This window comes from Kitasatospora sp. NPDC085895 (assembly GCF_040702125.1).
GTDB lineage: Bacteria > Actinomycetota > Actinomycetes > Streptomycetales > Streptomycetaceae > Kitasatospora > Kitasatospora arboriphila.
Genome location: NZ_JBFBJY010000139.1, coordinates 1 through 12,082 on the forward strand (window position 1 = coordinate 1; position 12,082 = coordinate 12,082).

Annotated in this window: 12 protein-coding genes and 1 tRNA gene; 7 read left to right on the plus strand and 6 right to left on the minus strand. The window is 73.6% G+C overall.

The annotated features are described in order from the left end of the window. The 3 genes from AB0442_RS39935 to AB0442_RS39945 all read left to right on the plus strand — a co-directional run. Nucleotides 1–377 (plus strand): DUF3631 domain-containing protein (locus AB0442_RS39935; RefSeq protein WP_366168427.1); only part of this gene is annotated, 377 nt, incomplete at its 5' end. Between the two features lie 234 nt (nucleotides 378–611). Continuing rightward, the gene (locus AB0442_RS39940; protein WP_366168428.1) at nucleotides 612–905 is read left to right on the plus strand and encodes a helix-turn-helix domain-containing protein; all 294 of its coding nucleotides are present in this window, start codon (nucleotides 612–614) and stop codon (nucleotides 903–905) included. Then, nucleotides 905–2,143, plus strand: a complete 1,239-nt coding sequence (locus AB0442_RS39945) for a site-specific integrase (protein WP_366168429.1) — start codon at nucleotides 905–907, stop codon at nucleotides 2,141–2,143. Before AB0442_RS39940 ends, AB0442_RS39945 begins: the two co-directional genes overlap by 1 nt. Nucleotides 2,144–2,215: 72 nt before the next feature. On the opposite strand, the gene AB0442_RS39950 is transcribed toward AB0442_RS39945, so the two are convergent. Further along, a tRNA-Pro gene (locus AB0442_RS39950) sits at nucleotides 2,216–2,289 on the minus strand. A 154-nt stretch (nucleotides 2,290–2,443) separates the two neighbouring features. Next, nucleotides 2,444–3,730, minus strand: coding sequence for an MFS transporter (locus tag AB0442_RS39955; RefSeq protein WP_366168430.1), 1,287 nt, complete (start codon nucleotides 3,728–3,730; stop codon nucleotides 2,444–2,446). Nucleotides 3,731–3,969: 239 nt separating this feature from the next. Between AB0442_RS39955 and AB0442_RS39960 the strand changes: the two genes are divergently transcribed. Continuing rightward, nucleotides 3,970–5,043, plus strand: coding sequence for a DUF2804 domain-containing protein (locus AB0442_RS39960; protein WP_366168431.1), 1,074 nt, complete (start codon nucleotides 3,970–3,972; stop codon nucleotides 5,041–5,043). 77 nt (nucleotides 5,044–5,120) lie between these two features. Here AB0442_RS39960 and AB0442_RS39965 read toward each other — a convergent pair whose 3' ends face one another. From AB0442_RS39965 to AB0442_RS39975, 3 genes are all read right to left on the minus strand, one after another. After that, nucleotides 5,121–5,921 carry a DUF1684 domain-containing protein gene (locus tag AB0442_RS39965; RefSeq protein WP_366168432.1) on the minus strand — a complete coding sequence of 267 codons (801 nt, stop codon included), beginning with the start codon at nucleotides 5,919–5,921 and terminating at the stop codon, nucleotides 5,121–5,123. Nucleotides 5,922–6,011: 90 nt separating this feature from the next. Then, nucleotides 6,012–6,875 (minus strand): acyl-CoA thioesterase II, encoded by an 864-nt coding sequence (locus AB0442_RS39970; protein ID WP_366168433.1) that lies wholly within the window; start codon nucleotides 6,873–6,875, stop codon nucleotides 6,012–6,014. A 265-nt stretch (nucleotides 6,876–7,140) separates the two neighbouring features. After that, the gene (locus AB0442_RS39975) at nucleotides 7,141–7,818 is read right to left on the minus strand and encodes an alpha-ketoglutarate-dependent dioxygenase AlkB (RefSeq protein WP_366168434.1); all 678 of its coding nucleotides are present in this window, start codon (nucleotides 7,816–7,818) and stop codon (nucleotides 7,141–7,143) included. A 264-nt stretch (nucleotides 7,819–8,082) separates the two neighbouring features. On the opposite strand from AB0442_RS39975, the gene AB0442_RS39980 reads away from it, so the two are divergent. Then, a complete protein-coding gene (locus AB0442_RS39980; RefSeq protein WP_363549729.1) occupies nucleotides 8,083–8,886 on the plus strand; it encodes an MBL fold metallo-hydrolase in 804 nt (267 codons plus the stop codon). A gap of 171 nt (nucleotides 8,887–9,057) precedes the next feature. Here the strand turns inward: AB0442_RS39980 and AB0442_RS39985 are convergent, their stop codons facing one another. Then, nucleotides 9,058–9,798: a transglycosylase family protein gene (locus AB0442_RS39985; RefSeq protein ID WP_366168435.1), complete on the minus strand. Its 741-nt coding sequence runs from the start codon at nucleotides 9,796–9,798 to the stop codon at nucleotides 9,058–9,060. Between the two features lie 579 nt (nucleotides 9,799–10,377). Between AB0442_RS39985 and AB0442_RS39990 the strand changes: the two genes are divergently transcribed. Together AB0442_RS39990 and AB0442_RS39995 are read left to right on the plus strand one after the other, a co-directional pair. After that, nucleotides 10,378–11,259, plus strand: coding sequence for a hypothetical protein (locus tag AB0442_RS39990; RefSeq protein WP_366168437.1), 882 nt, complete (start codon nucleotides 10,378–10,380; stop codon nucleotides 11,257–11,259). A 142-nt stretch (nucleotides 11,260–11,401) separates the two neighbouring features. After that, nucleotides 11,402–12,019, plus strand: coding sequence for a hypothetical protein (locus tag AB0442_RS39995; RefSeq protein WP_366168436.1), 618 nt, complete (start codon nucleotides 11,402–11,404; stop codon nucleotides 12,017–12,019). Nucleotides 12,020–12,082: the final 63 nt, after the last annotated feature.

Below are 12,082 nucleotides of genomic sequence, written 5' to 3' on the forward strand. Positions count from 1 at the left end.
CCGACCGCATGCCCAGCTCCGTCCTGGTCGACCAGCTCAACGCCATGGACGACGCACCCTGGGCCGACCTCGACGGCCGCCCCCTCACCACCCGCACGCTCGCCCGCATGCTCGGCGACTACGTCACCGCCGACAACGACCCCATCAAGCCCCGCACCATGAAGTTCAACGGTGTCGCGGCCAAGGGCTACCTCGCCGCCGACCTCACCGACGGCTGGGTCCGCTACTGCCCGCCTCTTCCCCAGGAATCCGTAACTGCCGTAACCGCCGTAACCGCGCAGGTCAGGCCCCTGTTCCCGGTTACGGATACGGGCACGGTTACGGATACATCCGTTGACGTCACGCCCGCGACCGCCGCCGTCGCAGAGCGCTCCTGAGCCGCCACGGACGCCGCCCAGTGCGGCCCCGCAACGGCACCCATCCGTAACCGAAACCCAATCCGTAACTTCGATCATGCCCCTGACCTGCACGGTTACGGCAGTTACGGAGGTTACGGATCCCTGGGAAGGAAGGCAGCAGCCCGCAGCCGCTGCCCCCGTCCGCCTGTCTCACCTCGGGGTCCCGCCAGAGAGCACTTTGGCGGGACCCATTCCTGAGAAAGGACTCGCCCCTTGCCCGAGATCATGTTGACGATCGATCAGGTAGCCCAGCTGATCGAGTCGATGAGCCAGCACGGTTCTGGCCGCCCCCCACGCGGTGGGCTGCTGCACAGCGGTTGGTACTCCACCGAGGAGGTCGCCGAGCTGATCGACGTCGACCCGTCGACGCTGAGGCGCTGGCGCACCTCCAGCCCCGTCCAGGGTCCGCCGTTCGTCCGCCTCACCTCGCGGGTGTCCATGTACAGCATCCCCGACGTCGAGGCCTGGTTGGCGTCGCGTCGGATCGTTCCCGGAGAGGCGGCCTGATGCCCCAGCAGAACCCTCCGCTCGGTGTGAAGCTCTCGACGGACATCGAATACCGGCCGCAGTACCCGAGCCCGTACCGTGCCCGGGTCCGATGGGCCGACCCGACCACCGGTCGCCGGCCGTCCCGCTCTGAGATGTTCACGACCGAGGACGCTGCCACGGAGTGGATCGCGGGGATGCTGCGGTTGGCCAGCCGCGGCGTCACTCCGGCTACGGCGACCATGCCGCTGGCCGAGTACGGGGACTCGGTGATGGAACTCGCCCTGCGCGGCCTGGAGTCCAAGACGCTGGACCCCTACCGCGCCGGGTGGCGGCTGCGGATCGTCCCCACGCTGGGCCATCTGCCCCTGCGGACCGTCACAAACGGTGTGATCGACCGCGCCGTCTACGGCTGGATCGCCGACGAGCACGGCCGCTCGACCGTGAAGAACACCCTTGCCATGCTCGTGCGGGTCATGGAGCAGGCGGTCCGCGACGGGGTCATCGACACCAACCCGGCCAAGGTCAGCGGCTGGCAGCGCGAGTACCAGCAGGCCGAGGACGAGTTGGACGACCCGCGGGCGCTGGCCCTGCCGGACTGGCAGACGCTGGACGACCTGGCGAGTGCCCTGGTGGTGCGCTCGCACGGCCAGTACGGCGGCTGGGGAGACGTGGTGCGCTTCGCGGCCTGCACCGCGGCCCGGATCGGCGAGGTCTCCGGTGTGCGGCGCAAGGACATCGACCGCGTGCGGTGGACGTGGGACCTGTGCCGGCAGACCACCACTGCGCCGGGCGGGCTGGTGGACAAGGGCACCAAGGGCAAGCGCCGTCGGACGGTACCGCTGATCCCGGAGATCCGGGACCTGGTCGCCCGCCGGCTCGACGTGATCGGTCCCGACCCGATGGCCCGGCTGTTCAGCGGGCCCCGGGACGGCCGGATCACCACGGCGGTCCTGCGGGACGCGACCCACTGGGACGAGGTGGTGGTGGAGCTGGGCTTCGAGCACCTGCGCCGTCACGACCTCCGACACACCGGGCTGACGTGGATGGCGGATGCGGGGGTGCCGCTGCACGTCCTGCGGAAGATCGCCGGGCACGGGTCGCTGACGACGACCCAGCGCTACCTGCACCCGGACCGCCGCTCGATCGAGCTGGCCGGCGAGGCGCTGAGCGCTCACCTGAGCAGGCCTCGGCGGGCTCCTGGTCCCGAAGTGGTCCCGCCGGACTCCCCCGGCCGCCACCTGCGGCTCGTGCGCTGAATCAGCCGTAGAAACGGTAAAAGCCCCGCTGGCCTGGACTTCCGTCCAGTCAGCGGGGCTCCGACATTCCTGTCGGGACGACAGGATTTGAACCTGCGACCCCTTGACCCCCAGTCAAGTGCGCTACCAAGCTGCGCCACGTCCCGTGGTCTCGCTGCCTCGGTTCACCGATCTCGACCGGTGATCTTCGGCTTCTCGACCTTGCCTCCGGTCTCCCGGCGACGTGGAAAACAATACAGCACGTGGAGGGGTGCTCGCTGCCAGGTTTCGGGTGGCGGGGCCGGGTGGTGTCGTGGCTGGTCAGGGGGTGGGCTTGCGGGAGTCGTAGCGGAGGAAGGCGGGGCGCCGCGCCGCGAGCAGCAGGACGGCCGCGACACAGGCCAGCCCGCCGGTGACGACGGAGATCGTGACGGAGGAGGTGAGGGTGGCGACCGTGCCGGATTCGAAGTCGCCGAGGCGCGGCCCGCCGGCGACCACCACGATGAAGATGCCCTGGAGGCGGCCCCGCATGTCGTCCGGCGCAGCCACCTGCATGATCGTGTTGCGGAAGATCATGCTGATGGTGTCGGCGCAGCCGGCCGCCGCGAGCAGCGCCAGTCCGAGCCACAGTTCGCGGACGACCCCGAAGGCGGCGATGGCGAGTCCCCAGGCGGCGACGGCGGCGAGGACGGCCGCGCCGTGCCGGTGCACCCGCCCGATCCACCCCGAGAACAGCGCTCCGACCAGCGCTCCGACGGCCGGTGCGGCGACGAGCAGGCCGACCGTTCCGGCCCCGCCCCCGTAGAAGCCGACCGCGATGGCGGGGAAGAGCGCCCGGGGCAGGCCGAAGATCATGGCGGCGAGGTCGGCGAGGAAGCTGGTGCGCAGGTTCGGCCGGGTGGCGAGGAAGCGCAGCCCGTCGAGGACGGACGCCCGCTCCTTCGCTCCACCATCAGTACCGGCACCGGACCTCTGCGGCTTCATCGCCGGCAGCCGCCACATCGCGTAGAGCGTCGCGCTGAAGGCGACCGCGTCGAAGAGGTACGCGGACTGGGCCCCGAACGCACCGATGAGCAGTCCTCCGAGCATGGGGCCGACGGTCATGCCCAGGTTCATGCTCACGGTGTTGAGCGCGTTGGCGGCGGGCAGTTGTTCGCGCGGCACCAGGCGCGGGATCATCGACGACCTGGCCGGCGAGGAGAGTGCGAAGAAGCCCGCCTGGACGGCCACCGCCGCGTACAGCAGGGCGACGACGTGCAGGCCGAGCAGGGCCTGGGCGGCGAGCAGGACGGAGACGGCGGCGAGGCCGGCGGAGCCGATCAGGCCGAGGCGGCGGCGGTCGACGGTGTCGGCGACGGCACCGCCCCACAGGCCGAAGGCGACCAGCGGGACGAGCGAGAAGAGTCCGACGAGGCCGGTGGCGAAGCTGGACCGGGTGAGGTCCCAGACCTGGACGGCGACGGCCACGGCGGTCATCTGCTGGCCCACCGAGGAAACGGTCTGGCCGAACCAGACCCGCCGGTAGTCGGGGATGTCGCGCAGCGGCCCGATGTCGGCGAGCGCACCGCGGACGATCCGCCGCAGCCGCCCCGGGGTCGCAGCGCCCACCGTGGGAGCCGCAGCGCCCGCCGTACAGTCCGTGGTGCCCACCGTGGGGTCAGCAGCGTCCGCCGTACAGTCCGCAGTGCCCACCGTGGGGTCAGCAGCGCCCACCGTGGGGGCAGTGGTGCGGGCGGGGATGGACGGGGCTGCTTCGGGGGCTTGCGGCTGATCGGTCGACATGGTCAACCATGTTCGGCCACGACGTTTCACCCCGTCCCCCCGGGGTTGCCGCTACGGTGGCCGCCGTGGCGTCCTCCGATCGCGAACTGACCGCCCCCGTCGACCTCTGCCGGCCGGACGGGCGGCTCGATCCGGCGGCCGTGGGCTGGTCGCGCCGGCCGCTGCACCGGGCGAACCTGCGCGGCTGGGGCCGCACCAAGCGCTGGGAGTACTGGTGCGTGGCCGCTCCGACGCACCTGGTGGCGCTGACCGTGAGCGATCTGGACTTCCTGGCGCTGAACAGCGTGTACGTGCTGCGCTGGGACGGCCCGGCCGGCCGCACGAGCCCCTGGGAGGCGGAACGCACCGCCCTGGTGCCGTTCGGCCGCGGGGTCGCCCTTCCGGAGGCGATCGCCGGGTCCAACGGGAGCGGCACCGACGTCGTGGTGGGGCCGGAGCGGCCGACCGGCGGGCGGGTCCGGGTGGAAGTCCTCGGCGAGGCGGGCGGTACGCGGCTGCGGGCCCGCTGCGTGGCGCCTGACGGACGGCCGGTGGAGATCGACGTGTTCGCGGCGCTGCCGGACGGCCACGAGACGCTCGGCGTGGTCGTCCCGTGGGACGAGCGGCGCTTCCAGTACACCTCCAAGCACACCGCCCGCCCGGCCCGGGGCACGCTGCGGATCGGCGACGAGACGCTGCCGTTCGGGGCGGCGGACGACGCCTGGGCGGTGCTGGACCACGGCCGGGGCCGGTGGCCGCGGAGGGTGCACTGGAACTGGGGCGCCGCCTCGGGCCGCACCGACGACGGCCGCACGCTCGGCCTGCAGTTCGGCGGCCGTTGGACGGTCGGCACCGGCACCACCGAGAACGCCCTCTGCGTGGACGGCCGTCTCACCCGGATCGGCGAGGAGCTCGCCTGGTCGTACGACCTCGCGGACCCGCTCGCGCCGTGGACGGTCCGCACCCCGGGCTCGGACGGGGTGGACCTGGTCTTCACCCCGTTCCACGACCGCCGCACCCGCACCGAGGCGGGTCTGCTCGCCAACCGCACCGACCAGTGCTTCGGCCACTACCGCGGCAGCGTCCGGGCGGCGGACGGCAGCCGGATCGCCGTCCACGACCTGTTCGGCTGGGCCGAGGACGTCCGGATGCGCTGGTGACCCCCGGACGGCACGACCCGGCGCCCCGGTTCGGCGACCGGCCCGCCGAGCCGGGGGGGGGGGGGCAGGGCGGACGGTCAGCCGGTGACCACGTGCCGCTCCCCCGCCTCGACGGCGACCGGCAGCCGGTTGCCGGGCGGCGGGAAGGGGCAGATGAAGTGGTCGGCGAAGGCACAGGGCGGCAGGTGGGCCCGGTTGAGGTCGAGCACGGTGCGGCCGTCGGCGTCCGGCGCGGGCAGGGTGATGAACCGGAAGCGGTAGGTCTCGTGCCCGCTGGTGGCGTCCGCGATGACGCCGCTGAGCCGGCCGCCGGAGCGGCTGACGGTCAGCGCGTACTCCTCGCCGCACAGGGTGAAGGCGATCTGCCCGGTGACCGCGAGCGGCCGCTCCTTGCCGTCCGCGTTGGGGACGGTGAGCGCCCGGTCGCCGCTCTCGAACGGGGTGAAGACGGCGGGGACGGCCCAGTCCGGCGCGTACGGGAAGGTGTCGATGCCGGCGAAGGCGGCGCGGGCCGGGGCGTCCGGGTCGAAGACCCGCAGGGCGAGCTCGCCCTCGCGCTCGATGGGGACGAGGCGCAGTTCGCCGAGGGTGGCGCGTTCCGGGGCCGGGTCGGTGTCGGGCCGCAGCGACACCTCCCCGTCGAGGGCCCCGGCCGCGGCCGCCGATTCGAGCCGGATGCCGTACTCGGCCTTGGCGTCGAGCCGGACGACCCCGTCGGCGGCCCACCACTCGCCCGGCAGGCCGGGGATCTGCTCCGGGTCCGGGCCGAGCCAGTGCGTCCCCGTCAGTGCGAGCGGCCCGTGCTGGGCGCTGACGGCGGCGGCGCGGGCCTCGGTCCAGCGCTGCCAGGATTCCGCGGCGGTCTCTGCGGCGGTCATCGGCGGTCCTTCCTGAGCGGTGCCTGAGCGGCGGCGGAACGGTGGCGGATCGGATCCGCAAGGGCTCGCGGGCGGGTCGCGCCCGCCGGGTCAGCGTGCGGTGAGCGGCCGGAACAGTCCCTCCTGGACGACGGACACGACGAGCCGCCCGCTGCGGTCGAAGATCTCGCCGCGGGCGAGCCCGCGGGCGCCGTGCGCGATCGGCGACTCCTGCTGGTAGAGCAGCCAGTCGTCGGCGCGGAACGGCTGGTGGAACCACATCGCGTGGTCGAGCGAGGCCATGTCGAAGTTCCGCTCGCCCCACAGGGGTTCGACGGGGACGCGGACGGCGTCGAGCAGCGTCATGTCGCTGGCGTAGGTGAGCGCGCAGACGTGGATCAGCGGGTCGTCGGGCAGTTCGCCGTTGGTCCGCAGCCAGACGCCGCTGCGCGGCTGGACCCCGGCCAGCTCCTCCTTGCTCCAGCGCAGCCGGTCGACGTAGCGGACGTCGAAGGGCTGGCGCCGGCTGATGAACGGCGGCATCTCGCCGAGCCGGGAGCCGACCTCGTCGAGGGCGCTGGGCAGCTCCTCCGGGCCGGGGACCTGCGGCATGGCGTCCTGGTGCTCGATGCCGCCCTGCTCGGGACGGTGGAAGTCGGCGGTCAGCGCGAAGATCGACCTGCCCTGCTGGATGCCCAGCACACGGCGGGTGGTGAAGGACCGTCCGTCGCGGATCCGGTCGACCTGGTAGACGATCGGCACGCCGGGGACTCCGGGACGCAGGAAGTACGCGTGCAGCGAGTGCACCGGGCGGTCCCCGTCGACCGTCCGGCCGGCGGCGACCAGGGCCTGGCCGGCGACCTGTCCGCCGAAGGTCCGCTGGAGGGCCTCCTCCGGGCTGCGTCCCCGGAAGATGTTGAGTTCGATCTGTTCCAGATCGAGCAGGTCGACGAGCTGGTCGACGGGCGTGCCCATGTCCTGTGTCCTCTCCAGGCCGCCGGACGCCTGCCCGGGATCTCCGGTGCGGCGCCGCCCGGCGCTCTACGTCTACCGAGAAGTCTCCTCCGGATCGGGGAATTCCCGCCGTCCGGATCGGAATCCGCGGTCGGTCCGGCCCGGAACGGCGACCGGAACGGCCACCGGAACAGCCACCGGAACCGACTGCCGGACCTGCGTGGAGGGCCCGGAACGGCCCGGGACGGCCCGGCAACGGCGGCCCCGGAGCCGCGGGACGACGGCTTCAGACGAGCCCGGACTGCCGGACGGTGATGTTCAGCCGCCCGACCAGGCCGAGTGCGGGGTCGGCGGTGCCGGGCAGGGTCTTCACCACGCCGTGGTAGGCGAACCGGGCCGGGCCGCCGAAGACGAACAGGTCGCCGCTGCGCAGTTCCAGGTCGGTCCAGGGCCGGGTGCGGGTCTCGGTGTTGCCGAGCCGGAAGACGCAGCTGTCGCCGATCGAGAGCGACACCACGGGGGCGTCGACGCGTTCCTCCTTGTCCTTGTGCAGGCCCATCCGCGCGCCGTGCGGGTAGTGGTTGACGACGGCGATGTCGGGCTCGTACCCGGCGGCGCCGGGCACGGCGGCGAGGCCGTCCGGACCGTAGGCCGCCGCGAGGGCGCGGCGGGCGAGGGCGCCGAGTCCGGGCGGGAAGGGCTTGACCGGGGCGCCGTCGCCGTCGACGACCGTCCGCGCGTAGCCGTACGGGTACCAGTGCCAGCCGAGGCAGACGGTGCTCACCGACATGTGGCCTCCGGTGGGCATCCGGACGGTGCGCATCCCGGCGGGCGGCCTGGCCCAGTCGCGGCAGGCCTCGACGAGCGCGCGCTGCTCGGCGGCGTCCAGCCAGTCCGGGAGGTGGACGGCGCCGGGGGCCGGTTCGGCGGGCTCTCGCGGGAACGGGAGGGGTTCGCCGGTCATACGGCCATCCTCGCAGCTGCCCGGACCGGCCCGGGCACGGACGGCAGGACCGGCGTCCGGACCTCCGGCCCGGGGCCGGACGTCCGGACGGCCGGACGGGGGGACGGCCGGGCAACGGGACGGGTGGTCCCTGCGGGCTCCACGTCTGCCGCAGGATCGACATGCGGTGCACCGGCCGGCGGCCCACGCTGGTCGGGGAGCCGACCCCGCCCCGCCCCGCCGCGGCGCACCGTCTGCGCCGCTCCGTGCACCCGAGGAGCCGGCATGAGCAGGCTGGACTTCGCCGTCGTCGACCTTCCCGAGTCGTCCATGCACAAGACGGCGGTGCTGATCGCCGGCGCGCGCGGGACGATGCTGGTGGACACCGGGTTCACCCGTTCGGACGGGCGGAAGCTGGCGCAGCTGGTCGGGGCGATGGAGCGGCCCCTGACCACGGTCTTCGTCAGCCACGGGGACCCGGACTTCTACTTCGGCGCCGAAGAGGTGCAGAACGCCTTCCCGGAGGCGACGTTCCTGGCGCATCCGCTGGTGATCGAGCACATCGCGCAGACGTACCCGGCGAAGCTGTCGACCTGGGCGCACCTGGGGAGCGAGCTGCCGACCCGGCCGCCGCGGCTGCGGCCGCTGGACGGCGACGTGATCGAGTTCGAGGGGCACCGCTTCGAGGTGCGCGGTTTCGAACCGAAGCTGCCGGACCGGCACTTCCTGTGGGAGCACCGCAGCCGGGTGCTGCTCGGCGGCGTCGCGCTCTACCAGGGGCTGCACGCCTGGACGGCGGACACCCCGGACCCCGGCCGTCGGGAGGCCTGGATCGACATGCTGGACGCGATGGAGGCGCTCGATCCGATGATGGTGGTGGCCGGGCACCGGATGCCGGCGGCCACCCCGGACGCGAGCGCGATCGCCTTCACCCGCGACTACCTCAAGGCCTTCGAGCGGGAGGTGGGCAAGGCCGAGGAGGCGGCCGACGCCGAGGACGCGCTGCTGCGCCTGTACCCGGACGCCGGGCTGAAGCTCGCCGTCCGGCTGGGCACCCGGGTGGCGAAGGGCGAGCTCGTCATGGACTGAGCGGGAACCGGGCGGAGGATGACGGGCCGCCGACGGGCGGCGGCAGGTGGCCGGGGGCGCAGCAGGGGCGGCCCCGGACGAGGGCTCGTCTGACGATTCGCGTCGCATCGGCGGCGGGAATCGTCAGACAAGCCCTGGGCGGTGACGCGGTGGTCAGCGCCGCACGGGGTGTCAGACGGACAGGACCTGACCCGGGAAGATCATGTTCGGGTTGCCGCCGATGACACCGGCGTTGTTCTTGTACAGGGACTTCCAGTCGACGCCCTTGGCGTTGGCGATCTTGCTCAGGGTGTCGCCGGCCTTGACGGTGTAGTTGCCGCCGCCGGTGTTCTTCTTCGCCGGGGCGGACGGCTTCGGGGCGTCCTGCTTGGCGGTGGTGTTCAGCTGGGCGCGGGCCTCGCTGCGGCTGGCCTTCTGCTCGTCGGCCTTGGGGGCGGCCGGGGCGGCGGCCTTGGGAGCCGGGGCGGCGGCGGCCTTCGGTGCGGCAGCGGCGGCGGTGTCGACCTGCGGGGCGGCGCCGCCCTTGGTCAGGCCGGCCTTGACGGAGCAGACGGGCCAGGCGCCCGGGCCCTGCGCGGCGAGGACCTTCTCGGCGACGGCGATCTGCTGGTCCTTGGTGGCCAGGTCGGCGCGCGGGGCGAACGAGGTGCCACCGAAGGCGGCCCAGGTGCTGTTGGTGAACTGCAGGCCGCCGTAGAAGCCGTTGCCGGTGTTGATGTGCCAGTTGCCGGTGCTCTCGCACTGGGCGACGGCGTCCCAGGTGGAGACGGAGGCGGCGGAGGCGGAGGTGGCCGTGACGAGGCCCGCCACCGGCAGGACGGCCACAGCGGCGCCGCCCGCGATCGCCAGCCGGACGCGGTTGCGCTTGGTGGCGGTGGTGGTGGCAGCGGCAGTCTCGTTACGGAAGAGCATGGGATTCCTCTCGAAAGCCCCGGGCGGGCATGCGGAACCAGAGCCGTGTGGCTCTCGGTTCGCTCGCCGCGTCCGCAAGACGGCCGTTGCACGTGTTCGTACGTGCCGCGCCGCCCCGGCCACCCGCTTCGTCCGGGCGGTGGTCAGCCGCTCCGGCGGCACTCGCTCCCCCGGCCGGGGCCGGTGGGCGGTGCTCGGGTGAACCCGGGAAGTGCTCGGTGCACTGGGCAAAAACCTACGAGCCGTCCGGCCGGGCACCAAACAGTTTCGGGTCGTCCCAGCTCAGCGTGGTGTTACCGCGAGTATCGATCTAGCAAAGAACGGTGATATGCCCGTTTTGCCCGTGTTTTCCATGATCGGTCCCCACCCGATCGTGAGGCTGCTCACCGTTTCCGGCCTGTGAGCTCGGGCACAGCGTCGACAGATTGCGACCGCACGCCCACCCGTCGCAGTCAGATCCGCGGCAAATCCCGTCGGAGCCGGACGCACCCGTGACCCCGGCCACAACCGCCCGTTGGGGATGGCGGCCAGGCGCGCCCGTGCCACCCCCTGAGACCGGAGGAGTCCCCCTTGCCGCGCATGCTCGAAGTCAGCGACGAAGTACGAACCGAGATCGGCGACGACGAGGCCGACCGCCTGCTCGCCGGCGCCCACGCCCCGGACGCCTACGACTGCACCTCGTGCCGCGCCCCCGGCGACTCACTGCGCGAGCCCACCAGCACGGTCCTGTTCGTCGGCGACGAGACCGCCGTCCTGGCCTTCGCCCACGCCCGGTGCGTGCCCTCGCAGGTGGTGCCGGTGGACGAGGACCAGCTGCTCGGTGCCGTCCGTTCGATCTCCCAGGCGCAGGGCGGGGTCGGCGCGCCCGCGCCCGCACCGGCGCACGCCGCCCCCGGCGCCCATGCCGTCCCCGGGATGCCCGACTACGGCTGGTCCGCCCCGCCCGTGCGGGCGCCGCAGCCGCAGGCCCCGGCCGATCCGGGCACCCAGCCGGCGGTGCTCGGCGTCACCTGCGGCCTGGTGCTCTGCGGGGACACCCCGTACGCGGCCCTCGTGGTGGAGCCCACCGGGCCGATCGCCCGCCCCGGCAGCGGCTCGGCGGAGGACGAGTTCCTCTCCCTGCTCACCGACCACGGCTTCCAGGTGGTCCAGTCGGTCGACCGGGCGCCGGTCCGACCGCTGACCGGCTGGTCGGTGCTGATGGCGATGGGCCAGCTGCACGCGATCCTGCAGCCCTCGGCCACCGGCGGCAGCGCCGCGTGGTGGCAGGCCCACCAGCCGCTGCAGGTCACCGAGGCCTGGCGCGCCGCGGTCGCCCGCCGCTCCGAGGTGATCATGTACGCGGTGCCCGCCGGGACGATCGGCCGCCAGCCCCGCGAGGACCTGCTGCGGATGGCCCTCGACCGGGCCGCCGGGCATGGCGTCCTGGCCGCCGGCATGCTGCCGCTGGCCGGCACCTGACCGTGCCCGGCGGCAGATCGTCCGGACCCGGAGGACCGCCCGGCCGAGCGCCCGGCGGGCCTCCCGGCGGCACCCGGCCGACTGGCACAGGCCGGGCCGCGGAACCCCGCATCCCCGGGCGGTCTCACTCGTTGGCCCTCACGTGTACAGCTACGACGTCGCCCCGACCACCCGCCCGTCCGCCGGCCGCACCATCCCGGGCATGCGCCCCTCGTACGACGCGGGCCTGCCCGTCTCACCGACCCCGATCTACGACGCGCTGTACTCCGAGTACCGGAGACTCTTCCGGGCCCTGCCGGGCGACCGGACGGACGAGGAACAGCTCCGCTTCACCGGCTTCGGCGGGCCGGACAGGTTCTCCGGGTTCTCCGGGTTCTCCGGGTTCGGCGCGCCCTCGGCCGCGTCCTACCCGCAGCACCAGGTGTTCGAGACCTACGCGGGGCACGCGCACGGCACCCCGCAGTTCGTTTCGGAGAGCCGGTCGGCGGCCGCCGGGCGGGGGCACGGCACCGATCACCAGCAGGGCCGGCTGGCGACCCAGACCGCCACGGTCGGCCAGCAGGCCGGGCACACCTCGGCCGGCCACACCGCCGCGGAGCACGCGGCCACCGGGCACACCGCCGGGCAGGCGGTCGGCGGCACCGGGCAGGGCTGGGTCGCCGCCGGGTACCTGGGGCAGCAGCCGACCGCGGCGGGCGGCGGGCGGCACCGGTCGCTGCTGTCGCTCCCGCCGGGCCGCTCCGCCGAGCAGGCGCTCTGAGCGGGCGCTCCGAGCGGGCGCAGAAGCGGAACGGCCGGGGCCGGGCAGCACGATCGCTGCCCG

Excerpts from the sequence above, each read along its gene's own strand:
- AB0442_RS39945 (WP_366168429.1), top strand. The coding sequence starts at position 905 with ATGCCCCAGCAGAACCCTCCGCTCGGTGTGAAGCTCTCGACGGACATC.
- AB0442_RS39965 (WP_366168432.1), bottom strand. The coding sequence starts at position 5,921 with ATGACCGCCGCAGAGACCGCCGCGGAATCCTGGCAGCGCTGGACCGAG.
- AB0442_RS39970 (WP_366168433.1), bottom strand. The coding sequence starts at position 6,875 with ATGGGCACGCCCGTCGACCAGCTCGTCGACCTGCTCGATCTGGAACAG.
- AB0442_RS39975 (WP_366168434.1), bottom strand. The coding sequence starts at position 7,818 with ATGACCGGCGAACCCCTCCCGTTCCCGCGAGAGCCCGCCGAACCGGCC.
- AB0442_RS39980 (WP_363549729.1), top strand. The coding sequence starts at position 8,083 with ATGAGCAGGCTGGACTTCGCCGTCGTCGACCTTCCCGAGTCGTCCATG.
- AB0442_RS39985 (WP_366168435.1), bottom strand. The coding sequence starts at position 9,798 with ATGCTCTTCCGTAACGAGACTGCCGCTGCCACCACCACCGCCACCAAG.
- AB0442_RS39990 (WP_366168437.1), top strand. The coding sequence starts at position 10,378 with ATGCTCGAAGTCAGCGACGAAGTACGAACCGAGATCGGCGACGACGAG.